This is a genomic window from Komagataeibacter sp. NFXK3 (assembly GCF_054182245.1).
The window spans coordinates 138,179-160,279 of the sequence record NZ_JAPIVJ010000009.1 but is presented as its reverse complement, the minus strand read 5'-3'; the positions used below and the strand labels follow the sequence as shown (position 1 = coordinate 160,279).

Here is a 22,101-nt window from a genome sequence, read left to right as displayed (position 1 = left end):
TCCTTTCTCAACGGCGTGCAGTGCTGGAAACCGCGCTGAACCGGGTGACGGCTCTTGCCAGGAAGGGCGAGTTGTCACAGGTCCGGCTTGATGCACATGGTCTTGTGATTTCGCCTCTGAAAGCAATTACACCCCCTGCTGTGGAAGAGTTGAGGCGGGCGGCTTACGACCGGCTGCCACGGATCAAGATTACTGATCTTCTGCTGGAAGTGGACCGCTGGATCAGCTTCACCGACTGCTTTACCCATCGCCGTTCCAGCCGTGTCGCGGATGACAAAAACGCCCTGCTGACGGTGATCCTGGCGGATGGGATTAATCTTGGTCTGACACGCATGGCCGACACCTGTCAGGGTGCCACCCTGCGCCAGTTGGCGCATCTGCATGACTGGCATATCAGCGAGGCCGGATACGCCGAAGCCCTTGGCCGTATGGTTGCAGCCCATCGTGGGCTGCCCCTGGCGTCACTCTGGGGAGACGGCACATCGTCCTCAAGTGATGGTCAATTGTTTCATGCAGGTGGCAGAGGCGCTGCGATCAGCGATATCAATGCGCGCAATGGCAGTGAACCGGGCGTCAGTTTCTACACCCACATCTCCGATCAGTATGATCCGTTTTCGACCCGGGTGATTGCTGCGACGGCCGGTGAAGCGCCCTATGTTCTGGATGGACTGCTTTATCATGCTAACGGACTTTCCATTGAAGAGCATTATACAGATACGAGTGGGGCATCGGATCATGTTTTCGGGCTGATGCCCTTCTTTGGTTATCGATTTGCGCCCAGGATACGGGATCTGAAAGAGCGGAAACTTCACCTTTTTCCGGGACAACACCCGGGCGAACTTCTGGGTGGGATGGCCGGTGACCTGATCAATACCAACCATATTGTGGAACACTGGGACGACCTGCTGCGTCTCGTCACATCTATTCGGAGTGGAACCGTGACCGCTTCGGCCATGCTGCGCAAACTCGGATCTTACCCCCGTCAGAATGGTCTGGCTGTGGCTTTGCGCGAAGTCGGCCGGATCGAACGGTCAATTTTTATGCTCGACTGGATACAGGATCTGGATTTGCGCAGACGAACCCAGGCTGGACTCAATAAGGGAGAAGCCCGGAATGCGCTGGCTCGGGCGCTCTTCTTCAATCAGCTTGGCGAACTGCGGGATCGGCGTTTTGAAAATCAGGCCTATCGGGCGTCAGGTCTGAACCTGCTGGTGGCAGCGGTCATCCTATGGAATACGCGCTATCTTCAGTCTGCCATCACGACGCTCGGTATTTCAGATGACCTGGCCCAGCATATCGCACCCCTCGGCTGGGAGCATATTTCTCTGACAGGCGACTATCGCTGGAATGTCGATGAGCAGCCCGAAGCTGGCGCGTTACGACCGCTTCGGGTACCTGCATCCCTACTTGTTGCGTGAACCTCAATGTGGCCAGTTCTACAGGTGTTCACTCCAAGCGTACGTAAAATACACTTTCGTGTCGTGATCCCTATTAACGGGATTAGCTTCCGTTACATGATACTGGAGGAATATCCATCATGTCAGCTTTCATAAAACCACAGACCCCCGCCGCGTGGGCGATCCTGGGTCTTGCGGTTGTCATCGTTCTTCTGGGGCTGCCCCTTGCTTACATGGGTGCCGAACTCATGTTTCTGGGCGGCTCGTGGTATTATGTCATTATTGGCATAGCCGTTACGGCCGCGGGCGTGCTCATGGCCATGGGCCGGGCCATGGGGGCCATCGTGTATCTGGCCGCTGTTGGCGTGACATGGCTGTGGGCCTTCTGGGAGGTCGGGTTTGATGGCTGGGGCCTGCTGCCCCGCGTGTTCGGGCCGACCATCCTCGCCATTGCTGTTGCCCTGTGCCTGCCCGCCCTGCGCCGCATGGAAAATGCCCACTCAACATCCGTGCGGGAGGTCGCATAATGTCCGCCAAAAGCCCCATGCTTCGCACATTGCTGCTTGGCGCCACCATTATCGCGGGCACTGCGGGTTCCGTAGCCCTCGCGCAGGTGCCCCCTGCCGACCAGCCGCCCGGTAACGGCAATGCCACGGTCTCGCCCGGCACGCCCACGCCGCCGAGCGATGCGTTCTCGCCCCCTTCGCCCAATGCGCCGCAGTCGCCTGGTGTGAACGCCGCTAACATTCCTGACGGGCCGCCCGCCGAGCCCAGCGAAGCCACCCCCATGGTGGACCAGGTCACGGCCAACCCCGCGCATGATGACTGGCCCGGCTACGGGCGCGATGACAAGGCAACCCGCTTCTCGCCGCTTGACCAGATCACGCCATCCAATATCGGCCACCTCAAGCGCGCCTTCATCTACCACACCGGCAGCAAGCCGGGGCCGGGGCAGACCAACAAATGGGCTGCCGAGACCACGCCCATCAAGGTTGGCGACGGTCTGTACATGTGTTCCGCGCTGAATGACATGATGCGTATCGACCCGGCCACCGGCAAGGAAATCTGGCATTTCCACGCCAACGAGAAATACGAGAGCATTCCCTACACGGCAGCATGTAAGGCGGTGGTGTATTACACCTCCTCCACCGTGCCGGAAGGCGAGCACTGCCATCACCGCATTCTTGAAGCCACGCTGGATGAACGCCTGATCGAGGTGGACAGCGAGGACGGCAAGGTGTGCGAGGGCTTTGGCTGGCACGGCATGGTCAACCTGATGAAGGGCATGGGTGAATCGGTACCCGGTTTCGTGGCCGAGACCGCGCCGCCGCCCATCGTCAACGGCGCGATCATCACCAACCAGGAAATTCTCGACGGCCAGCGCCGCTGGGCGCCCTCGGGCGTGATCCGCGGGTACGATGCCGAGACCGGGCGCTTCCTGTGGGCATGGGATGTCAATCGCCCGCATGAGCATGGTGAACCGAAGGAAGGCGAGCATTACAGCCGCGGCACCCCCAACTCCTGGGCGGCCATGATTGGCGATAACGCGCTGGGGCTGGTTTACGTGCCGACCGGCAACTCGGCGGCCGATTACTACAGCGCCATGCGCAGCCCGGAAGAAAACAAGGTCTCCTCCGCCGTCGTGGCGATTGACGTGAAGACCGGCGAACCGCGCTGGGTGTTCCAGACCGTGCACAAGGATGTGTGGGACTACGACATCGGCTCCCAGCCCACGCTGATGGACTTCACCAAGCCCGATGGCTCGACGGTTCCGGCCCTGATCATGCCCACCAAGCGTGGCCAGACCTTTGTGCTTGACCGCCGCACGGGCGACCCGGTGCTGCCGGTTGAAGAACGGCCCGCGCCCTCGCCGGGCATGGTGCCGGGTGATACGCGCTCGCCCACGCAGCCCTGGTCGGTTGGCATGCCACGCCTTGGCTTTGCCCCCCTCAAGGAAGCCGACATGTGGGGCATGTCGCCAATCGACCAGCTTTACTGCCGCCTGAAATACCGCCGCGCGCATTACGTGGGTGAGTTCACCCCGCCCAGCATCGACAAGCCCTGGCTGGAATATCCCGGCTATAACGGTGGCTCGGACTGGGGCAGCGTGGCCTATGATGAAAAGACCGGCATCCTGATCGCCAACTGGAACAACACCCCGATGTATGACCAGCTGGTCAGCCGCAAGAAGGCCGACAAGCTGGGCCTGATGCCGGTGGATGACCCCAACTTCAAGCCCGGTGGCGGCGGTGCGGAAGGTGCTGGCGCCATGGCGGAAACGCCCTACGGCATCGTGGTCTCGCCGTTCTGGGATGAATATACGGGCATGATGTGCAACCGGCCGCCCTATGGCATGATCACCGCGATCGACATGCACACCCAGAAAGTGCTGTGGCAGCACCCGCTGGGCAGCGCGCGCGCCAACGGCCCGTTCGGCCTGCCCACGCACCTGCCGCTGACCATCGGCACGCCCAACAATGGCGGCCCGGTCATTACCGCTGGTGGGCTGATCTTTGTTGCGGCCACGACCGACAACATGATCCATGCTTTCGATATCCATACCGGCAAGGAAGTGTGGAACGACGTGCTGCCCGGTGGCGGCCAGGCCACGCCCATGACGTATGAATACAAGGGCAAGCAGTATGTCGCCATCATGGCCGGTGGCCACCACTTCATGATGACGCCCGTGACGGATGACCTTGTGGTCTATGCGCTGGATAACGTGAACTGATCCAACCCGTCATGACCTGACTGACCCGACCGGGGCCGTGCAATGCGGCCCCGGTTTTTTTATGTGCCGTGCCGCGCAGTCTTTGTGTTGCCCATTGTATGGCACGAAAGCACGCCCTATCCCTTATGGTCGAACATGAGGGACAGGGCATGGAAAACATCCTTCTTCTGAACGGCGGAAAACAGTTTGCCCATTCGCACGGCCGGCTCAATGACACCTTGCAGGCTGTCGCGGCACAGACGCTGGCAGCCGCAGGTTTTGCCCTGCGGCAGACAAAGATTGATTCGGGCTATGACATTGAAGAAGAAGTGCGCAACTTCCTGTGGGCCGATCTCGTGATCTACCAGATGCCGGGGTGGTGGATGGGCGCGCCGTGGATTGTCAAGAAATACATGGATGAGGTCTTTACCGCCGGTCACGGCACGCTATACGCCAGCGATGGCCGCAGCCGCGCCCACCCCGGGCGCAGATATGGCTCCGGCGGGTTGCTGCATGGCAAACATTACATGCTTTCATTGACGTGGAACGCCCCGGAAGAAGCCTTTACTGACCCCGCGCAGTTTTTTGAGGGCAGGGGGATCGATGCTGTCTATTTCCCTTTCCACAAGGCCAACCAGTTTCTTGCACTCTCGGCCCTGCCGACCTTCCTGGCGACGGACGTGATCAAGAACCCGTCCATCGAGGCGGATATCCAGCGCTATCGCCAGCATCTGGCCCAGGTGCTGGCGTTTACCCTGCCATGAGATCATGGGAACGGGGCGGCCTGTTGCCCGGCGCATGGAAACGGAGATGAACGGACCCGATTCCACCCGCCCGCGCTGCAAGTGGGCGCAGGCTGATGCCATGATGATGACCTATCATGATGAGGAATGGGGCGTGCCCGTGCATGACAGCCGCCAGTTATGGGAAATGCTGGTGCTCGAAAGCTTTCAGGCGGGCCTGTCCTGGCGCACGATCCTGCGGCGGCGTGACGGGTTTCGTCGTGCTTTCATGGGGTTTGATCCCGATCGCGTCGCGCGGTTTACCGAGGCCGATATCAGCCGCCTCATGGCCGATCCCGGCATTATCCGCGCCCGCGCCAAGATCGTGGCGGCGATTGGCAATGCCCGTGCCTATGTGGCCATGCGGGTGGCAGGCGAGGATTTTGCCACCTTCGCATGGGGCATGCTGCCCGGCGGCAAGGCAGTGCATGAACCGACACCTGTGGTGCAGGCACAGTCACCCCTGTCGCAGGCCATGGCATCAGCGCTGAAGGCGCGGGGCTTTCGTTTTGTCGGCCCGGTTACGGCCTATGCCTGGATGCAGGCCGCCGGCATGATCCATGACCATGAGGCTGGCTGTTTCCGTCATGCCGGGGCAGGGATGTAAGGGGTGTGGTCCCGCACACATGCAGTGCGTCCTGACGCAAGAAAATTTACGGTAATATCAGCATTATTTTCCATCTTGGTGGGGAGGGGCGGCCTGAAGGGCGCGCGGCTTCAGGCTGATGTTGCATAACAGCAACATCAATTGTTTCGATAAGAAATTATTCCGGAACAGATATGGTTAAGCCCCTGTTTGTTGTTTAAGGGTAAAGGGCTGTTTTCGTTGATTGCTTGGGATTTCTTGATGACAAACGCTCATCCGCGTAAAGCCCCCACGCGTAGGCAACTCCTTACCCGTATCGGCACACTGGCCGGTAGCGCCGCGCTGTATCAGGCCATGACCTCCATGGGGCATGCTCAGGGCACGGATTTTACCGCGCCACCCGTCCTGTCAGGTGCAAAGCGTGGTACCCGCGTGCTGGTGCTTGGTGCGGGGCTTGCGGGCATGCTCGCCGCCTACGAACTGCGCAAGGCAGGCTATCAGGTCCAGATACTGGAGTTTCAGGGCCGTGCCGGTGGCCGCAATATCAGCCTGCGTGGCGGTGATACGGTTGCTGAACTGGGCGGCGCAACCCAGAAGGTCGGTTTCGCCTCGGGCAACTACATCAATCCCGGCCCGTGGCGCATTCCCTACCACCATCAGGGCCTGCTGCATTACTGCCGCGAATTTGGCGTGGAACTCGAGCCGTTTATCGAGCTCAATCACAACACCTGGCTCCATTCCAGCAAGGCATTTGGCGGCAAGGCCGTGCGCTACCGCGAATATGCCGCTGACTTCAATGGCTTTACGGCTGAGCTGCTCGGCAAGGCGATCGACCAGCACAAGCTTGATGATGCGGTCTCGCCCGATGAGCGCGAGCACGTGCTCACGGCCATGCGCCAGTGGGGCAACCTTGATTCCGGGCTGAACTACCGCAAGGGCGTGATCAGCTCCGAGTGCCGTGGCTATGAAAAGGCGCAGGGCGGCGGCCTCAATGGAGAGCCCGTGCCCTCTGATCCGTTCGACCGCAAGGATGTGCTGGCTTCGGGCCTGTGGACATGGATGGCCTTCCATGAACGCCTCGAGATGCAGACCACCATGTTCCAGCCCGTAGGCGGCATGGACATGATCGGCAAGGGCTTCAACCGCCAGGTGCATGACCTCATCACGCTCAACTGCAAGGTCACGTCCATCCATCAGGACGACAAGGGCGTGAGCGTTACCTATAACGACATGAACCATGGCGGCGCCGTGCGCGAGGCCAAGGCCGATTACTGCGTGTGCACCATTCCGCTGCCCGTGCTCTCGCAGCTTGACGTGCAGGTCAGCGCGCCGCTCAAGGCCGCGATCATGGCGGTGCCCTATGGCTCCTCCGTCAAGCTCGGGCTGGAGTTCAAGCGTCGCTTCTGGGAGGAAGAGGACCAGATCTATGGCGGCATCAGCTTTACCGACCAGCCGATCAGCCAGATCTCCTATCCCAGCCACGGCTACTTCTCGCGCGGGCCGGCGGTGCTGCTTGGCGGCTACATGTTTGGCCCGGCGGCCTACGATTTCGCGGGCATGACCCCGCAGGAGCGTATCGAGCGCGCGCTGGCACAGGGCGAGGTGTTCCACCCGAAACATTACCGCAAGGAGTTCTCCAACGGCGTGAGCTTCGCATGGAGCCGCGTGCCCTGGTCCATGGGCTGCTGCTCGATGTGGAGCGAGCAGGCCCGCAAGACCCACTACAAGGCGCTGTGCACCATGGATAACCGCGTGGTTCTGGCCGGTGAGCATGCATCCTATGTGGGCTGCTGGCAGGAAGGCGCCATCCTTTCCGCCCTCGATGCCGTAACCCAGTTGCACAAGCGCGCGCAGGGAGCCAGCTGATGCGTAAGATCCTTCTCCTGTCCGCCCTTGCAGTCCTGCCGCTGCTTGCCGCCCCTTCCGGCCCCGCGCGCGCCGATAGCGCCGCCGCCGTGGTGGGAAAGGTGCAGCCCATGACCACGGGCGAGGATGTGTACCGGCATGTCTGCCAGGGCTGTCACATGCCTGATGGCAAGGGGGCGATGGGCGCGGGTGCGCAGTTCCCGGCTTTTGCAGGCAACACCAAGCTGCAGAGCAGTGCCTACCCGGTTTATGTCATCCTGAACGGATATGGTGGCATGCAGTGGTTTTCTGGCATGCTGAAAGATGACCAGATCGCCAATGTGGTGAATTATATCCGCACCCATTTTGGCAATCATTACACCGATGCCGTCACCGCGGCTGACGTGGCCGCCCAGCGGCCCCCCGCAACACCAAAGGAGCAGTAAAAGAATGTTCGACCTCAGGAAAACCGTTGCCGCCGTGGCGGTTCTTGGCGGCATGGCGGCTGCCATGCCTGCTCATGCCGATGATGGCATCGTGCGCCATGTGGAGGGGACATTCCCCATTTCCACCGCCATTGAGGTGCCTGCCGGGGCATCCACCGTGTATCTGAGCGGCCTGGGCCCGACGGTGCAGGACAAGAAGGCCGACCCCAAGAGCATTGCCGCCTATGGTGATACGCAGGCGCAGACCTATGCGGCCCTGCGGCGCACCCAGGATGCGCTGAAAAAGATGGGGCTGGACATGGCCGATGTGGTGCAGATGCACATCTACATGGCGGAAGACCCCAAGCTGGGCAAGCTCGACTTTGATGGCATGATGAAAGCCTACACCCAGTTTTACGGCCCCACGGCCAAGCAGCCCAACCTGCCGGTGCGTTCGGCCATTGGCGTGGCGCATCTGGCCAACCCGGGCTGGCTGGTTGAAGTCGAGACCACGGCCGTGCGCGCGCCGGCCAAATAACATTTTCCCGGGTGCCGCCTTTGTAAAAAAGGCGGCATGCCCCGAATGCTTTTTAAAACTGATTATTTCATTCAGTCTTTATGGCATGTGCCTGAAAAAAGGGGATCGCTTGGATCCCCTTTTTTGTGCCTAGGGCTCAGGGCAGCGGGTGCTGAGCGTCAAGCGCCTTGCGCTTTTCAACCACGGCGGGTGGCGTCAGGGCTTCCTTGCGGCCGGTGGCCACTTCCTCAGCAGTAAACACGGTTGCATCGGGGCCTGAGGGCAGGCCGGCCACATGGTTCAGTATGGCAGCGACCTGGTCATCGGGCAGGGTCTTGAAGGGCGGCATGAAGCTTGCATAGGTATTGCCTGCGGCGGTAATCGGCCCCATCAGGCCATTCAGCGCCACGGCAATGACATACTGCCTGCCTTCGGGTGTGGCGGCGATCTTGCCCACGCGCCCGGCCAGCGGCGGGAACTGCCCGGGCACGCCCTGGCCATCGGCCTGGTGGCAGGCGCTGCAATTGGTCTGGAACAGGGCCGCACCATCAGCTGCAAGTGCGGGTGCCGCGGGAAGGGAAAGGGAGAAGAGAGCGGCCAGCAGTCTTTGTTTCATCGATCGTTTCCAGCTATGACAATTATTTGAAGCCGTCGAAAATCAGGCTTTTCAATCGTTTCCCTGTCGATCCTATTATAAAGCAGGCGCGCTGCCTATATCACCGCCCTTACAGGCACCGGCGCCTACGTGGTTTGACCCGCGCCTGTGTTCACAAATCCACATTGCCTGCAACAGATCGAATTACAGCGGTGAATGGCTGGCCGCCTCCTGCTCGATGGCGCATGCATGCGTAGCGGGTGCGGTCGCCCTGCTGCGCAGGGCGGCCAGTTCCGCCCGGGCCGCGTCCATATCCGCACGGAAGGCCGCGCTTCCATGCAGGGCGGCAATCTCGGCTGCGCCCAGCATGTAGCCTGCCTGCACGTCACTTTCCCAATGCACGCCGCATATGATCCGGCTCTCGCCAAAAACCCGGCCGCGTTGCAGGATCTGCGTTGCGCGCTCAGGCAGCAGTTCGGCCAGCACCAGCGCCGTGCTCCAGCCCAGCATGGTATGGCCCGAAGGATAGGCGCCTGATGTTGCCAGATGCGCCCGGTCCTTTTCGGTGCAGATGGGCTGGCTGTTGCCAACAAAAGGCCGTGGCCGGTGCCAGTAGGCCTTGCTGTTACGCATGTCGGCAATTTCCGACACATCCATCTTGTGAATGAGCGCGCTGAGTTCTGGCGCATCGGTGGTGTTCAGGGGCAGGTCCGCCGCACAGGAAAAACTGCGCAGCAGCGCGTTTTCATGCAGGTCGGCATCTGCCGTGGCCAGCGCCCAGCGCGGACTGCCCCGCAAGGCGCGGGTGGTGGTGAAGGCGTGGTCATCATTTGCCTGCCGCACCGTTCCGGGCTGGGGTGGGGGTGGCAGGTAGGCGATCGCGTCCGGCTGGGTGGCGGGGGTGAAATATCCCTGCTCGGGCGTGGCGGGCTCAAGCGGGTCGGCCGCGCGGCAGGGTGTGCCGACAAGGGCTGCGGCTGCAAGCAGGGCCGCCATAAGAGGCAGCCCCAGCCGTGACGCAGGGCAGGGGAGGGGGGCGATAAGGCTGGATCGGGTCATGCTATGGCTTGGACAACTCAGGGTTACAAAGGGCAGGAGGCGCTCATGCCGGGGGCAGATATCTGCTGGCGGAGCATGGCACAATGACAGCCGCAGGAAACGCCAGCCCCTTCATGGGTATGCAACTTTCATGAAACTGTCACAAATGTTTCCTTTCAAAACCCCTTACACAGCAACGGTCTTTTCCAGCAGCCCCAGATGGGATGAGGAAGCCGTTGAGTGAAAAATGGTTACCCTGCCGGCAGGGGTGGCTTCGCCTTTACCGGCGCATGCGATCCCTGACGCGCCGCGATGATGCGGAAGATCACCATGAGCGAAAGCCGGGTCGAAACACACATAGCCAGGGTTCTGGTCTTTCTTTTCCACATGGATGGGGCAGTGAGGCAGGTATGCACGCGACCGCCTTCGGGCAACTGACCGAATGATGGGAACTTGGTGGCATCCGTCCTGCCTGCTTCCCGTCCGGCTGGTGCGTGCGCCCGACGGGCCGGAAATCACCCCTGCATGAAACTTGGGCGGCAAAACCCGCCGGTGCCCCCTTTTACTTGTCAGGACAGAATACGGGTCGCGATCGGCCTTGATGCAGAAGGATGTGTTCCATGGTGTTTATCAAGCGCAGGCAGGTACTTGCGGGCCTTGGCACGGGGCTATTGTTTTCAGCCCAGGTGCGTGCCCTGCGGGCGGCGACCCCGCGCAATCTGGATGAAAAGCCGAGATTCGACATCTCTCCCTTCCAGCTTGGCGTGGCGTCAGGTGATCCAGCACCCGATGGTTTTGTCATCTGGACCCGTCTTGCCCCGCATCCACTTGAATTGGAGGGCGGCATGAGCCGCAACCGCCCCGTGCTGGTCGACTGGGAAGTGGCCGAGGATGAAAAACTCGGCCATGTCGTCAAAAAAGGGCAGGCGCTGGCGCATCCTGAACTGGCGCATTCCGTCCATGTCGAAGTCGCGGGCCTCAGGCCAGATCGCCCGTACTGGTACCGTTTCCGCATTGCAGGCCATGACAGTCCGGTCGGGCGCAGCCATACCTTTCCGCTGCCCGGGGCCACGCCCGCGCGGGTGCGCTTTGCCGCCGCAGGCTGCCAGCATTATGAGGAAGGGTATTACACCGCCTGGCGCAACATCGCCAATGAACCGATCGATTTCGTCTTTCATTATGGCGATTACATTTACGAAGGCCCAGACAGCAAGGGTCGCGTGCATGAGATGAACGGCCGCCCCTTCCAGGCCCTGCGCCGCCATATCGGGCCGGAATGCTATTCGCTTGATGAATACCGCCGCCGCTACGCCCAGTACAAGACCGATCCCGACCTGCAGGCCGCCCACGCCGCGGTGCCATGGATCGTGACCTCCGATGACCATGAGGTGGATAATAACTGGGCAGGCGATACCGACCAGGACGGCACGCCGCCCGAGATCTTCCGCCTGCGCCGCGAAGCCGCCATGCAGGCTTATTACGAACACATGCCGCTGCGGCTGTCGGCCCTGCCTGATGGCAGCCATATGCAGCTTTATCGCAGCCTGCGCTATGGCACGCTCATGAATGCCTTCGTGCTTGACACGCGCCAGTACCGCAGCGATCAGGCCTATGGCGATGGCAGCGCGACGCAGGGCCCCGATGTCTGGTCGCCCAGCCGCACCATGATGGGCGCCGCGCAGGAAAAATGGCTGTTTGACGGGCTGGGCAGGTCTGATACGCGATGGAACCTGCTGGCGCATCAGGTGATGATGATGAACCTTGCCCACCGGCGCACCCCGCAGGGCGAACTGCTTTACAGCATGGACCAGTGGTCGGGCTACATGTACAGCCGCAAGCGCCTGCTTGAGTTCATTGGCGCGCATTGCCCCGGTAACGTAGTGAACGTGACGGGCGATGCGCACCGCCATTTTGCAGGGGATCTGCTTGTTGATCCGGGCCAGAAAAAGCCGGTCTCGGTCGAGTTTCTGGCCACGTCCGTCACCTCAGGCGCGGATGGGGTGGGCGATGATGACGGTTTCAGCCGCTCCGTCCGGCGTGAAAACCCGCACCTCAAGGCCACGACTGACCAGCGCGGCTACGTGCTGTGCGATGTGGGGCCGGATGTCTGGCGCGCGGACCTCAAGGTGCTCGACAAGGTCATGGAGCGTGATGGCAGGCTGTCCACCTATGCCAGTTTTGCGGTGGAACGCGGCCAGCCCGGCCTGCAGAAAGCCTGAGCAAAAAAAGGGCGTCCCGCCGGGGCGGGACGCCAAGTTTAGGGATTGGGAGACGTTGTGGTGTCACGAAAGCCACGCCCCATTAACTCCATTTGTGGATAATGGTTTTCCTTAAATTGAGCTAATATGAAAAAATAATTGCACGCACCCGTTCAGGCCGGGTGGATCATCACATATTGCCGCGCAAAGGGCAGCATGACACCAATGCTCAGGAGCCCGAGCACAATGGTCATGCCCACGAACGTGGTCATGTGGTGCGGATAGTCCTCGGTATAGAGCAGCCCGCACACCCAGAAGATAACCGCTTCAACCGCCAGCGCCACGCCGAGTACGGGAACGTAAAAGAAAGGCCCGGCCAGCCACCCCATAAGGCCAGCCACCAGCACGGTGGCCAGTGTCGAGCGGAACAGGAATGTAATGGCGCGCATGGCGGTCCTTCGCCGTGTGGGGCAGGGTGATGCAGCGGTTCGGGCGCAGTGTCCGCAGGCAGACCGGGGTTCGCCTGCGGACGTGGCGGCTTACATGCTCGCGTTGCCCTGCGGCGCGGCGGTGGTGGCCGGGGTGTTGTCAGGCGTCATCTTGCCCGGCGTGGTCGAGTGCTCCACGTCATAGGCCGTTGCCTTCTCCATGTAGGTCCCCTTCGAGCCGGGGTGTTCCTGATCGTACAGCTTGGCTTTGGCCTTGGCTTCCTTGCGGTATTCGTGGCGCTTGTACATGCCGGTCACGCAACCGGCGGCCGCACCCAGCACGCTGTGGCCACCGGCCACATGGCCGCCCACGGCCCCTACCGCACCATATTTCAGGCAGCCGCCGGGCTCGGCCTGTGCGGTGGCGGTAACGCAGGTAATGGCTGCGATTGCAGCGGCAGTAACAATCTTACGCATGAAATGACCCCTTTTGTGCATGAATGCGAATAATGCGTTCATGGCATATCCGATACGACATGTTTTGTCACCTTGCCATAGGCTCGCCCGGCTCATGTTCATGCAGGCTTGCGGCAATGATGTGCAGGCAGGCCACTGCCTCGGCCAGGCTGGCGCGGTCGCGCGCCGCATGGGGGAGGGTCTGTTCGTGGCGCAGCCAGGCCAGCACATGCGCGGTGGTGGAGCCAGCCTGCCCGCGCTGCCACCGCGCCAGGAAAAGGGCGATCATGCGCGTGGCCCGTGGTGGCAGTGCGCCCGTGCGCAGCATCTCACGCAGGCGGATGATGTACAGGCCGTGATCTCCCACATCACCGCCGCCGCCATGATGGCAACGCTGGAGCGGATGCCGTTATGCATCGCCTCACGCGCATGGCGGCGCGAGGTCAGGCTAAAGCGGAACCGGTCGCCATGGCGGGTGGCGTGGCAGGCCAGCATTTCATCATGCACCAGGGTGGTTTCATGCGTCAGTGCTGCGGCAACCGGCTGCCAGGCCCGCGCCGCCATGGTGTCAGGCCCGGGCGGGGGCGCGTGGTCATGCAGCCATGTAGCCAGCGCGCGCCCGGGCGCCTCACTGGCGGGCAGGGGGCTGGCATCGGGCCGGGGGGAGAGGATCTGTAGCGCGCGGGCATGGGCGAGCATGACCAGCATGCCCGCAAGCGCCCGGCGGGCATGGTCGCCCACCCGGTTGCGCGGCCCGAGTTCAAGGGCCGCGAATTCGATCTGCCCGCTAAAGGCCATGATCCGGTCCAGCAGGCGGCCGGTTGCCGCCTGCCGCGCGGTCGCGGCGGTCATGCCCACTAACGTGGGGATGGCGCTGCATGTCGCGTCAAACGTGTCATCAAGCCGGGCCAGCAGCTGCGTGCGGGTGTGTTCCACCATGTTGGGCATGAACAGCACGGCCAGCACCGCCTCGCACAGCACGCCCAGTATGATGTAGCTGCTGCGCGCGACACTGACGGCAAAGACATCATCAGGCTGCACGATGGCCCCGGTTGCGATGATGGCGGAGGTGAACCCGGTCAGCACCAGCCCGTAGGCGCGGTACTGGTCGAGCAGGGTGGCCAGCGCGCAGCACAGCCCGATCCAGAGTGCCAGGCAGACAAAGAACATGGCCGGAGCCTGCGGAAAGGCGGCCATGAGCGTCATCGCGGCAACGCTGCCCGCCAGCGTGCCCACAATCCGCCACCGCGCCTTTGACAGGCTCTCCCCGCGTGAGGACTGCGCCACGACCCAGACGGTGAGCGGCGCCCATTGCGGGCTGTCGAGTTCCATCCACATGGCGATGAGCAGCGAGAGGATAGCCGCGCATGACGTGCGCACCGCAAAGCCCAGATCGGCCAGCGAGGGCGCGTATATCCATGAAAAGCGCCGGATATGGCGCAGCAGGCCCGTATGCAGCGCGCCGTGCAGGGGAAATGCGGTGCCCTGTCCCCCCATTGTCCTGTGCCTTTACATCATGTGCCGGGTTCAGCCGGAAAGGCTGAGTGTGGCGGAACATGAAGGCAGCCTTGGGGAGCGGTCCAATCGTTTGTCATGATATTTTGATAAAGGCTGCTTATGAAATGCTCATAAACGGAGAAAGCTTCTGATGAAGCCTTTTTCAAAAAGCATTGCAGACCATCACTTTTTTGCAAAAAGGTGATGGCCCACAAACAGATTGTTAGAACGTAATGCTGCTGTGCAGTCCAAAAACCGCCTCGTTGCCCACGCGGCGGTAACCTGTCCAGTCAGCGACCCCGCCGGAGGGATGCCAGACGTACTGGAAGTCGGGCTGCATGACCATCCATGGCGTGACCTGGGCTTGATAGGTCAGTTCCAGGTGGTTTTCGTTGCCCTGCACGTATGATCCGCTATCGCGGTCAAACTGGCGCTGCCCGGAACTGGCGCGGCCAATGCCCCAGCCCAGACCGACCGTATCATTGTCACGTCCTTTGAACGGGGCCTTGAGATTGATGCCCGCGTCAACAGCAAAGCTGATCATGTTGCGGTCTCCACCGTTACCGGTTGCACGCGCGAAAATGCCAACGGATCGGGCTGACTTCAGCGAGGGGCGCCAGATCATCTGGTCGATGATGCCATAGACCATCCAGTTGCCGCGGTCCCAGCGCGGGGTCAGGTCGGACTGGGTTGCGTTGGGGTTCAGCGTCGCTGCCCCCAGTGAGCCGCCGTTCTGGTTGTAGCGGTAGTCAGCGAACTTCGCGGTGTCATAAAAACCGCCAAGTTTGTACACGCCGGGCAACCCCGGATTTTTTGTGACATTCGACATGTCGGCGGGTTGCGGGTTAAGCGCGTATTGCAGCTCGGTGATGAGCAGCGCGCCGGTGCCCATGTTGAAGTTCGTGCCGTTGGCGCCGTTATAGGTCTGGCTGGTCGGATCGGAATTGTACCCGCTGGTGGAACCTGTGGCCTGCTGGATGGGGGTAGAATTGTAGCGGTTGCCCGGCGGGTTGTCGTCGGCTGCGGCAAACATGAAGGTGAACTTCTCGCTGGGCCGGTAGCGGATGCGGATGGCGGGAGACGACAGCGGCCACGATGGCCCGCCGCCATACAGGTTGACCGAGGGCGCCATGGGCCAGCCGAAATTGGCGTTGAGGTAAAGCGAGGCGTAATCGCTGATCAGGAATTCGGTATCGAGATCCTGCTGGCCGATCTTGACGTCGAGCTTGCCTTTCAGGAAGGACTGCTGGTACCACAGCTCGAACAGGCGGGTGGAGCGGTCGGCCTCGAACCCGCTGACGGGGTTGAAGTTGGCCAGGTGATCCTGCGAGATCGAGCGCCCGCGTGTCTGCAATGCGCTGACATTGAACAGGCCGCCCTTGAGCCCGAACAGCTTCTCGGTATCCACGGTGAGGGTGGGCATGGTCACGCCATCATAGGCAGGCCCGGTGCCCGAGCCACTGGCGCCATCATTGCCTGATGGCGTGCCGCCGGTGCCGTTGCCCCACACTTCATCGACTTCCTGAATGTCGAAGCTGATGCCGTGCTTGTACAGCCATGGCCGGGCACCCCACATATTGCCCAGCAGGTTGCCGCTGGTGTCGAGCTTGTCACCGTCGCCCGCGGCTTTTTCCTCCGCTTCGGCGGTGGCGCGTTCTGAATCGCGCACCGTGACGGGGTCGATCTGCTCAACAAGCGGGGTGGAGTTGCCCAGGCGGGCCCGGTCTTCCTCGATCTGGGTCTGGACCTGCGCGAAGCCGGTTGCTGGCAGCACCAGCCCGAAACAGACCAGACACGAACCTGCACGCAGGCGGTGGCGCGTCAGGCTGGAGGGGGAAAAGGCATGTTTGGCAATGGCAGTCGCGAGGGATGAGGGGCTCATTGGGGGTCCGCCGTATTGAGAATCAATATCATTAATAATAATTCTCAATCACATTTTGATACGAAGCCGTCAATTCAAACCGCCATGCGCATATTGCAATACTGCCATTATCTTAGGAAAACCTTGGGCACGCCCTCGCTGTTGAGGCAGGACATGATCATCACCCCGCTCCACAGCAGCAGTGAAAGGCTGGCCCCGATGCGCCCGCGCATGCTCATGGCGGCATTGCCACGCAGCACGGGCAGATAGACACTGCGGTGGCACCACAGCGCGTTGAGCATGGCCAGCGTAATGAGCAGCAGCTTGGGCGTAAGATACGCACGGCTGCCGATATGCACCGGGTCATAGAAGAACAGCACCACGCCCGAGACCATGGCGATGGCGAAGGTCACGTGCAGCGGCCGCACCATGAGCTGGGCTGCGGGCGTGATCCGCGCGGCCATGCGGGGCCTGAGCACGCCAAGGTCGAACAGCATGTCCATGCCAAAGAACATGGCCATGCTGATGATGTGCACAATGCGGATCAGGTAATGGACCGGCTGCAGCCAGAAATGGAACATCCGGCTGTCGAGCGCCATCAGGACCGCATAGGGCAGGCGCATGAATGCGAAGGGGTGGGTAATCATGGCGGTGGCTCTCCGTTGCCTTGGAGAGGGCATACCATCCGTTGACAATGATAACAATTATCATTAACAGGACCGGGAGATCACTCGGATGGGAAGCTGCGATCAGGCCCGTACGTGACTGCAAACAATAATAAATGGCAGCAGGCGCGCGGACTTCATTTCTATCGAAGTTATGGAAACCGTCATCATGAACAAGAAATATTCCATTCTGGCTCTTGCCGTAGCGGCGCTGCCTGCCCTTGCTACTGCTGCACAGGCGCGTGAATACCCGATCGGTGGCCCGGTCCATGCACATGACATGGAAATCGCCTCAAGCTACCTGACCGGCATCATGGTCGACCCCATGCCCGCAGGCATGACGGACAACACAAAGCCCGACACCATCCACCTTGAAACCGACGTGCATGCCACGGCCGATAACGTGTGGGGCTACCCTGATGGCGCATGGGTGCCGTACCTCAACATCGGCTACAGGCTGACCAAGGATGGCACGGCGTGGAAGGCCGAGGGCACCATGCATTTCATGACCGCCAAGGATGGCCCGCATTATGCCGATAACGTGCAGATGAATGGTCCGGGCCGCTATACGGTGGTGCTGACCTATTCCTCGCCCGAGCAGAACGGCTTCCTGCATCATGTGGACAAGGAAACCGGCACGCCGGGCTTCTGGCAGCCATTCAGCGAGACCTTCAACTTCGCCTATCCCCAGAAATAAGCAGGGCATCATCATGAACCGGATACTGGACGGATGGCGGGCCGTGGCCTGTGGCGCGGTCATGGCCGTGGGGCTTGCAGCCCACGCACCTGCCGCGCGGGCTGATACCGTGACCGACCTTGCAGGCCGCAAGGTGGACGTGCCGGCCAGTGTCCATCGCATCATATTGGGGGAAGGGCGGCTGATCTATGCCCTTGCCCCGCTGGAGAAAGAGCACCTGTTCGACCGGATCGTGGGCTGGCAGGGCGAGTTCCGGGGCGCGGATACGCAGAGCTATGACCAGTATGTGGCCAGCTTTCCGCAGGCGGCCAATATTGCGCTGATCGGCAAGACCACGGCGGATACCGTCAGCCCCGAGCGCGTGCTCGACCTGCACCCCGACCTTGCCATCCTGACCGTGTCGGGTCACGGGCCGGGCAAGGCGAGCGAACTCGTAGGCCAGCTCGAAAGCGCGCATATTCCGGTCATCTTTGTCGATTTCCGCGCCGATCCGGTGATGGATACCATTCGCTCCATGCAGATCCTGGGTCAGGTGCTGCACCGCGAGCATGAAGCCGCTGATTATCTTGACTTCTACCAGTCACACCTCAGGCGTATTACCGATCGCGTCGCCCCGCTGCCCGAAAGCCAGCGGCCAAAAGTGTTCATTGAAATGCTGGCCGCCATGCGCGAGAGCTGCTGCCACACGGCAGGCAAGGGCAATATGGGCGCGTTCATTGCTGCTGCGGGCGGCCAGAATATCGCAGCGCCCCTCCTGCCGGGCTATATAGGCGATATCGACCTCGAAAAAGTGATCGCCTCCGACCCCGATATCTATATTGCGGATGGCACCAAGGGGCCGAAGGCCAGCGGGCCGGGCGTGCGCATGGGGGCGGAAGTGACGCCGGACGTGGCCCGTGCCTCGCTGCTCAAGGTCATGGAACGCCCCGGCATTTCATCGCTCCGCGCCGTAACGGACGGGCATGCCCATGGCATCTGGCATTCGTTTTATGATTCGCCGTACAATATTCTTGCCATCGAAGTCATGGCAAAGTGGTTCCACCCCGACCTGTTTGCCGATCTCGACCCTGATGCCACGCAGAAGGAACTGTACAGCCGCTTCCCCCCCGTAAAGCAGGAAGGGACCTTCTGGATTGATGCGCGTCCCTGAGGAATCGATCGCGGCGCCTCCTGTTTCTACCTCTGCTGGCCTGTCGGCTTATGCGCGTGAGGTGCGTGGGCGCTACCATGGCCTGCTGCGGCGGCGCATGGGCCTGCTTGGCCTGCTGCTCGGGCTGATCGTGGCCTCGGTGGTGCTTGATTTCTCGCTCGGGCCATCGGGGCTTTCGCCTTCGGCACTCATCCGCACCCTGCTGCACCCGCATCATGTGCCCGCAGGCCAGGGCGTGATCGTGTGGCAGATCAGGCTGCCCTATGCGCTCATGGCCGTGTGCGTGGGGGCATCGCTCGGGCTGGCGGGGGCGGAAATGCAGACCGTGCTGGCCAACCCGCTGGCAAGCCCGTTTACGCTCGGGGTCTCGGCTGCGGCGGCGTTTGGTGCGTCACTCGCTATCATTCTGGGCTGGCGGCTGCCCGGCGTGCCCGATGCGTGGGTGGTGTCGGGCGATGCCTTTGTCTTTGCCATAGGCTCCGTGCTGCTGCTCGACATGGTCTCGCGCAGGCGCAATGCAGGTACCGGCACGGTAGTGCTGTTTGGTATTGCGCTGGTTTTTGCCTTTCATGCGCTGGTGTCGCTGCTGCAGTTCGTGGCCAATGAAGATGCGTTGCAGGACCTTGTGTTCTGGACCATGGGCAGCCTGACGCGGGCGACGTGGCCCAAGCTGGGCCTGCTGGCCGCCGCCTGCGTGATCGTGGCCCCCCTTTCCTTCGCGGCTTCATGGAAGCTGACCGTGCTGCGCATGGGCGAGGAACGTGCCGCAAGCCTGGGCGTGGACGTGCCGCGCGTGCGGCGTGGCGCGCTGCTGCGGGTGAGCATCCTGTCCGCGCTGGCCGTGTCCTTTGTGGGCACGATCGGTTTCGTGGGCCTGGTTGCGCCCCATATCGCGCGCCGCCTGCTGGGCGAGGACCATCGCTTCTACCTGCCGGGCAGCATGCTGGTGGGTGCGCTGGTCATGTCGCTCTCATCCATCGCGGCGCGAAACCTGCTGCCGGGCGTGGTCATTCCCACCGGTATTGTAACGGCGCTGGTGGGCATCCCGTTCTTTCTGGGCATCGTGCTGCGCAGGCGGAGCATGGGCTGATGGACGGGCTGTACTGCGAGCACATGACCGTGCGCTACGGCAGGCGCACGGTGCTGGATGACATCAGTGTCGGCCCGTTTCCGCCCGGCAGGGTCTCGGCGCTGCTTGGCCCCAATGGCAGCGGCAAGTCGACGCTGCTGCGCGCGCTGGCCGGCCTGGGCGAAGCTACGGGCCGGGTCATGCTGGGGGCGGATGACCTGACGGGCCTCACCCTGGCCCGGCGCACGCGGCGCTGCCTGTACCTGCCGCAGGCCCTGCCGGCCATGGTGCACCTGCAGGTGCTGGAATCCATGCTTGCCGCCCAGCATGCCACCGGCGTTGTGCCATCCGATGTGCAGGGCGATGAAATCGATGCCGCCCTGCATATGCTCGATGTGTTTGGCATAGCTGACCTGTCCATGCGGTATATGGATGAACTCTCGGGCGGCCAGCGGCAGCTTGTGGGGCTGGCACAGGCGCTTGGCCGCCACCCTGATGCCCTGCTGCTTGATGAACCGCTCAGCGCACTCGACCTGCACCACCAGTTTGCGGTGATGGATATCCTGCGGCGCGAAACCGCTGCACGGCAGATCGTGACTGTGATGGTGCTCCATGACCTCAATATTGCCGTGCGGATGACCGATTACGACGTGATCCTGCGTGAAGGGCGCATCATTGCGGCAGGCGCGCCCCAGGCAGTCATTACGCCCGCAACCCTGGGCCAGACCTATGATATTGTGGCGCGGGTGGAAAAATGCAGCCGGGGCCTCCCGCACGTTATGGTCGATGGCCTGCGTTAAGGCGGGATTCGGGGTCCGATAAAATTTACAGTTCATTACATAATGGATATTTCACCGGCCAGCCTGTAGCGGGCAGGGGTAACTCATAAGTAACGCGCCGTCTGTCATAACAACATTGAAGGGCTGGCGCCGATGGGCAATACCTGCAGGGCAGCCCATTATACAGTGCATTACAATAGCGTGCTCCCGCCATGAAACGGGGCGCCTGTATTACGCGCACGGGTGTAGGCTCATGCAGTGCCCCATGGTGTGGCATGGCGCGATCATGAATACTGTATTGAAGCGTGGTGCTGAAAAAATGCTGATATATAAACGTATTCTGGCAAGATATGATGCAGGCGCATGGTTGGCCCGGTTACAAGCGTGACCTGGTGGCATGCTGGATGAACCAGCCGGTTTGTGATTATTGATGAGGATATATTATATTCCCGCCACGATATAAACCATAATCGCTAAAATTTGTCGTAACATCACGTGTTTATAATCTGTTCCTGTTATTGGCGCGGTTACAATGAAGATGCCGTAATGAAAAAGCAGTAACAGGGCCTTTGCCGGGCGTGTCACATTTAATTATTATAAACAAAATAATTGCATATGTGTTGGGGGCAGGATAATGGTTGGATTATTATGATGTAACCATGACCTGCAAGAACAGCATGGCACACACCATGCAACCTATGCTGGCGGTGCAAGCAGGCGGGGCTGTAATGAGGATGGCGTAAAAATTACGGATTAAAATGCTTTATTGTGGTTGCATAATACACGCATGATTATTACTCATAGGGTCAATCATCCCCTGATGACCCGACCACCAAGGAAAGTACCGACATTGGATAATAAAGAAATCCCGCATACCGAACTGGTATCCATGACCACCGAGATCGTGGCCGCGCACACCAATCACAATACGGTTGCCATCGACCAGATCCCCACCCTTGTCGAGACCGTTTATACTGCGCTCAAGGCGCTTGGTGCTGAAAAGGCGGCTGAACCCGCGCCGCTGCAGCCTGCCGTGCCCATCAAGAAGTCGGTTTTCCCCGATTACATTGTCTGCCTTGAAGACGGCAAGAAGCTGAAAATGCTCAAGCGCCACCTGCAGACCGCTTATGGCATGACGCCGGAGCAGTATCGCGAGAAGTGGGGCCTGCCCGCCAGCTACCCCATGACGGCCCCGAGCTATGCCGCGCACCGCTCGTCACTTGCCCAGAAGATCGGGCTGGGCCGGAAAGTGGTGGTTGAACCCGTAGCCGAGGAAGTGGAGGAAGCACCCGCTGCCAAGCCTGTCCGCAAGACCCGCGCGCGCCGCAGCAAGAAGAACACGGACGCCACGCTGGTCTGAGTCAGCCTGTTACGTCAGTACAAAACACCCGCTCCGGTAACGGAGC

The 22,101-nt window shown here is 61.2% G+C and carries 22 protein-coding genes; 14 read left to right on the top strand and 8 right to left on the bottom strand.

Going from position 1 to position 22,101, the window contains the following annotated elements; translation table 11 throughout:
- The 8 genes from OQZ28_RS11570 to OQZ28_RS11535 form a co-directional block, all read left to right on the top strand.
- Nucleotides 1-1,418 (top strand): Tn3 family transposase (locus tag OQZ28_RS11570; protein WP_458136212.1); only part of this gene is annotated, 1,418 nt, incomplete at its 5' end.
- Nucleotides 1,419-1,537: 119 nt separating this feature from the next.
- Nucleotides 1,538-1,924, top strand: coding sequence for a glycerol dehydrogenase (locus OQZ28_RS11565; RefSeq protein ID WP_458136211.1), 387 nt, complete (start codon nucleotides 1,538-1,540; stop codon nucleotides 1,922-1,924).
- A gap of 17 nt (nucleotides 1,925-1,941) precedes the next feature.
- A complete protein-coding gene (locus tag OQZ28_RS11560; RefSeq protein WP_458136225.1) occupies nucleotides 1,942-4,128 on the top strand; it encodes an outer membrane protein assembly factor BamB family protein in 2,187 nt (728 codons plus the stop codon).
- Nucleotides 4,129-4,277: 149 nt separating this feature from the next.
- Complete coding sequence (locus tag OQZ28_RS11555) at nucleotides 4,278-4,871, top strand: NAD(P)H-dependent oxidoreductase (RefSeq protein ID WP_458136210.1); 594 nt, start codon at nucleotides 4,278-4,280, stop codon at nucleotides 4,869-4,871.
- 46 nt (nucleotides 4,872-4,917) lie between these two features.
- Nucleotides 4,918-5,496, top strand: a complete 579-nt coding sequence (locus OQZ28_RS11550; protein ID WP_458136209.1) for a DNA-3-methyladenine glycosylase I — start codon at nucleotides 4,918-4,920, stop codon at nucleotides 5,494-5,496.
- A 240-nt stretch (nucleotides 5,497-5,736) separates the two neighbouring features.
- On the top strand, nucleotides 5,737-7,341 hold the full coding sequence (locus OQZ28_RS11545) for a flavin monoamine oxidase family protein (protein ID WP_458136208.1): 1,605 nt from the start codon (nucleotides 5,737-5,739) through the stop codon (nucleotides 7,339-7,341).
- On the top strand, nucleotides 7,341-7,766 hold the full coding sequence (locus tag OQZ28_RS11540; RefSeq protein WP_458136207.1) for a c-type cytochrome: 426 nt from the start codon (nucleotides 7,341-7,343) through the stop codon (nucleotides 7,764-7,766). The genes OQZ28_RS11545 and OQZ28_RS11540 overlap by 1 nt, the downstream gene beginning before the upstream one ends.
- A 4-nt stretch (nucleotides 7,767-7,770) precedes the next feature.
- The gene (locus OQZ28_RS11535; protein ID WP_458136206.1) at nucleotides 7,771-8,283 is read left to right on the top strand and encodes a RidA family protein; all 513 of its coding nucleotides are present in this window, start codon (nucleotides 7,771-7,773) and stop codon (nucleotides 8,281-8,283) included.
- A 136-nt stretch (nucleotides 8,284-8,419) separates the two neighbouring features.
- Here the strand turns inward: OQZ28_RS11535 and OQZ28_RS11530 are convergent, their stop codons facing one another.
- Nucleotides 8,420-8,878 (bottom strand): c-type cytochrome, encoded by a 459-nt coding sequence (locus OQZ28_RS11530; RefSeq protein ID WP_458136205.1) that lies wholly within the window; start codon nucleotides 8,876-8,878, stop codon nucleotides 8,420-8,422.
- Nucleotides 8,879-9,061: 183 nt separating this feature from the next.
- On the bottom strand, nucleotides 9,062-9,916 hold the full coding sequence (locus OQZ28_RS11525; protein WP_458136204.1) for an acid phosphatase: 855 nt from the start codon (nucleotides 9,914-9,916) through the stop codon (nucleotides 9,062-9,064).
- 599 nt (nucleotides 9,917-10,515) lie between these two features.
- Here OQZ28_RS11525 and OQZ28_RS11520 point away from each other — a divergent pair.
- The gene (locus OQZ28_RS11520) at nucleotides 10,516-12,114 is read left to right on the top strand and encodes an alkaline phosphatase D family protein (RefSeq protein ID WP_130732696.1); all 1,599 of its coding nucleotides are present in this window, start codon (nucleotides 10,516-10,518) and stop codon (nucleotides 12,112-12,114) included.
- A 152-nt stretch (nucleotides 12,115-12,266) separates the two neighbouring features.
- Here OQZ28_RS11520 and OQZ28_RS11515 read toward each other — a convergent pair whose 3' ends face one another.
- From OQZ28_RS11515 to OQZ28_RS11490, 6 genes are all read right to left on the bottom strand, one after another.
- Entirely contained in the window at nucleotides 12,267-12,542 is a 276-nt protein-coding gene (locus tag OQZ28_RS11515) for a hypothetical protein (RefSeq protein WP_458136203.1), read from the bottom strand.
- A gap of 90 nt (nucleotides 12,543-12,632) precedes the next feature.
- On the bottom strand, nucleotides 12,633-12,998 hold the full coding sequence (locus tag OQZ28_RS11510) for a hypothetical protein (protein WP_130732694.1): 366 nt from the start codon (nucleotides 12,996-12,998) through the stop codon (nucleotides 12,633-12,635).
- A gap of 67 nt (nucleotides 12,999-13,065) precedes the next feature.
- Complete coding sequence (locus OQZ28_RS11505; RefSeq protein ID WP_458136202.1) at nucleotides 13,066-13,266, bottom strand: hypothetical protein; 201 nt, start codon at nucleotides 13,264-13,266, stop codon at nucleotides 13,066-13,068.
- Nucleotides 13,263-14,474: an FUSC family protein gene (locus OQZ28_RS11500; protein ID WP_458136201.1), complete on the bottom strand. Its 1,212-nt coding sequence runs from the start codon at nucleotides 14,472-14,474 to the stop codon at nucleotides 13,263-13,265. Before OQZ28_RS11500 ends, OQZ28_RS11505 begins: the two co-directional genes overlap by 4 nt.
- Nucleotides 14,475-14,697: 223 nt before the next feature.
- Nucleotides 14,698-16,356, bottom strand: coding sequence for a carbohydrate porin (locus OQZ28_RS11495; RefSeq protein ID WP_458136200.1), 1,659 nt, complete (start codon nucleotides 16,354-16,356; stop codon nucleotides 14,698-14,700).
- A gap of 107 nt (nucleotides 16,357-16,463) precedes the next feature.
- Entirely contained in the window at nucleotides 16,464-16,982 is a 519-nt protein-coding gene (locus tag OQZ28_RS11490; RefSeq protein ID WP_458136199.1) for a hypothetical protein, read from the bottom strand.
- A gap of 172 nt (nucleotides 16,983-17,154) precedes the next feature.
- Here OQZ28_RS11490 and OQZ28_RS11485 point away from each other — a divergent pair, with 172 nt between their 5' ends.
- The 5 genes from OQZ28_RS11485 (at nucleotide 17,155) to OQZ28_RS11465 (ending at nucleotide 22,055) form a co-directional block, all read left to right on the top strand.
- Nucleotides 17,155-17,697: an iron transporter gene (locus tag OQZ28_RS11485; protein ID WP_458136198.1), complete on the top strand. Its 543-nt coding sequence runs from the start codon at nucleotides 17,155-17,157 to the stop codon at nucleotides 17,695-17,697.
- A 13-nt stretch (nucleotides 17,698-17,710) separates the two neighbouring features.
- Nucleotides 17,711-18,847: an ABC transporter substrate-binding protein gene (locus OQZ28_RS11480; RefSeq protein ID WP_458136197.1), complete on the top strand. Its 1,137-nt coding sequence runs from the start codon at nucleotides 17,711-17,713 to the stop codon at nucleotides 18,845-18,847.
- Nucleotides 18,834-19,937, top strand: a complete 1,104-nt coding sequence (locus tag OQZ28_RS11475) for a FecCD family ABC transporter permease (RefSeq protein WP_458136224.1) — start codon at nucleotides 18,834-18,836, stop codon at nucleotides 19,935-19,937. The genes OQZ28_RS11480 and OQZ28_RS11475 overlap by 14 nt, the downstream gene beginning before the upstream one ends.
- Nucleotides 19,937-20,716 carry an ABC transporter ATP-binding protein gene (locus OQZ28_RS11470; protein WP_130732689.1) on the top strand — a complete coding sequence of 260 codons (780 nt, stop codon included), beginning with the start codon at nucleotides 19,937-19,939 and terminating at the stop codon, nucleotides 20,714-20,716. Before OQZ28_RS11475 ends, OQZ28_RS11470 begins: the two co-directional genes overlap by 1 nt.
- 829 nt (nucleotides 20,717-21,545) lie before the next feature.
- Complete coding sequence (locus OQZ28_RS11465) at nucleotides 21,546-22,055, top strand: MucR family transcriptional regulator (RefSeq protein ID WP_458136196.1); 510 nt, start codon at nucleotides 21,546-21,548, stop codon at nucleotides 22,053-22,055.
- Nucleotides 22,056-22,101: the final 46 nt, after the last annotated feature.

Excerpts from the sequence above, each read along its gene's own strand:
- OQZ28_RS11565 (WP_458136211.1), top strand. The coding sequence starts at position 1,538 with ATGTCAGCTTTCATAAAACCACAGACCCCCGCCGCGTGGGCGATCCTG.
- OQZ28_RS11560 (WP_458136225.1), top strand. The coding sequence starts at position 1,942 with ATGCTTCGCACATTGCTGCTTGGCGCCACCATTATCGCGGGCACTGCG.
- OQZ28_RS11555 (WP_458136210.1), top strand. The coding sequence starts at position 4,278 with ATGGAAAACATCCTTCTTCTGAACGGCGGAAAACAGTTTGCCCATTCG.
- OQZ28_RS11550 (WP_458136209.1), top strand. The coding sequence starts at position 4,918 with ATGAACGGACCCGATTCCACCCGCCCGCGCTGCAAGTGGGCGCAGGCT.
- OQZ28_RS11545 (WP_458136208.1), top strand. The coding sequence starts at position 5,737 with ATGACAAACGCTCATCCGCGTAAAGCCCCCACGCGTAGGCAACTCCTT.
- OQZ28_RS11540 (WP_458136207.1), top strand. The coding sequence starts at position 7,341 with ATGCGTAAGATCCTTCTCCTGTCCGCCCTTGCAGTCCTGCCGCTGCTT.
- OQZ28_RS11535 (WP_458136206.1), top strand. The coding sequence starts at position 7,771 with ATGTTCGACCTCAGGAAAACCGTTGCCGCCGTGGCGGTTCTTGGCGGC.
- OQZ28_RS11530 (WP_458136205.1), bottom strand. The coding sequence starts at position 8,878 with ATGAAACAAAGACTGCTGGCCGCTCTCTTCTCCCTTTCCCTTCCCGCG.
- OQZ28_RS11525 (WP_458136204.1), bottom strand. The coding sequence starts at position 9,916 with ATGACCCGATCCAGCCTTATCGCCCCCCTCCCCTGCCCTGCGTCACGG.
- OQZ28_RS11520 (WP_130732696.1), top strand. The coding sequence starts at position 10,516 with ATGGTGTTTATCAAGCGCAGGCAGGTACTTGCGGGCCTTGGCACGGGG.
- OQZ28_RS11515 (WP_458136203.1), bottom strand. The coding sequence starts at position 12,542 with ATGCGCGCCATTACATTCCTGTTCCGCTCGACACTGGCCACCGTGCTG.
- OQZ28_RS11510 (WP_130732694.1), bottom strand. The coding sequence starts at position 12,998 with ATGCGTAAGATTGTTACTGCCGCTGCAATCGCAGCCATTACCTGCGTT.
- OQZ28_RS11505 (WP_458136202.1), bottom strand. The coding sequence starts at position 13,266 with ATGATCGCCCTTTTCCTGGCGCGGTGGCAGCGCGGGCAGGCTGGCTCC.
- OQZ28_RS11500 (WP_458136201.1), bottom strand. The coding sequence starts at position 14,474 with ATGGGGGGACAGGGCACCGCATTTCCCCTGCACGGCGCGCTGCATACG.
- OQZ28_RS11495 (WP_458136200.1), bottom strand. The coding sequence starts at position 16,356 with ATGAGCCCCTCATCCCTCGCGACTGCCATTGCCAAACATGCCTTTTCC.
- OQZ28_RS11490 (WP_458136199.1), bottom strand. The coding sequence starts at position 16,982 with ATGATTACCCACCCCTTCGCATTCATGCGCCTGCCCTATGCGGTCCTG.
- OQZ28_RS11485 (WP_458136198.1), top strand. The coding sequence starts at position 17,155 with ATGGAAACCGTCATCATGAACAAGAAATATTCCATTCTGGCTCTTGCC.
- OQZ28_RS11480 (WP_458136197.1), top strand. The coding sequence starts at position 17,711 with ATGAACCGGATACTGGACGGATGGCGGGCCGTGGCCTGTGGCGCGGTC.
- OQZ28_RS11475 (WP_458136224.1), top strand. The coding sequence starts at position 18,834 with ATGCGCGTCCCTGAGGAATCGATCGCGGCGCCTCCTGTTTCTACCTCT.
- OQZ28_RS11470 (WP_130732689.1), top strand. The coding sequence starts at position 19,937 with ATGGACGGGCTGTACTGCGAGCACATGACCGTGCGCTACGGCAGGCGC.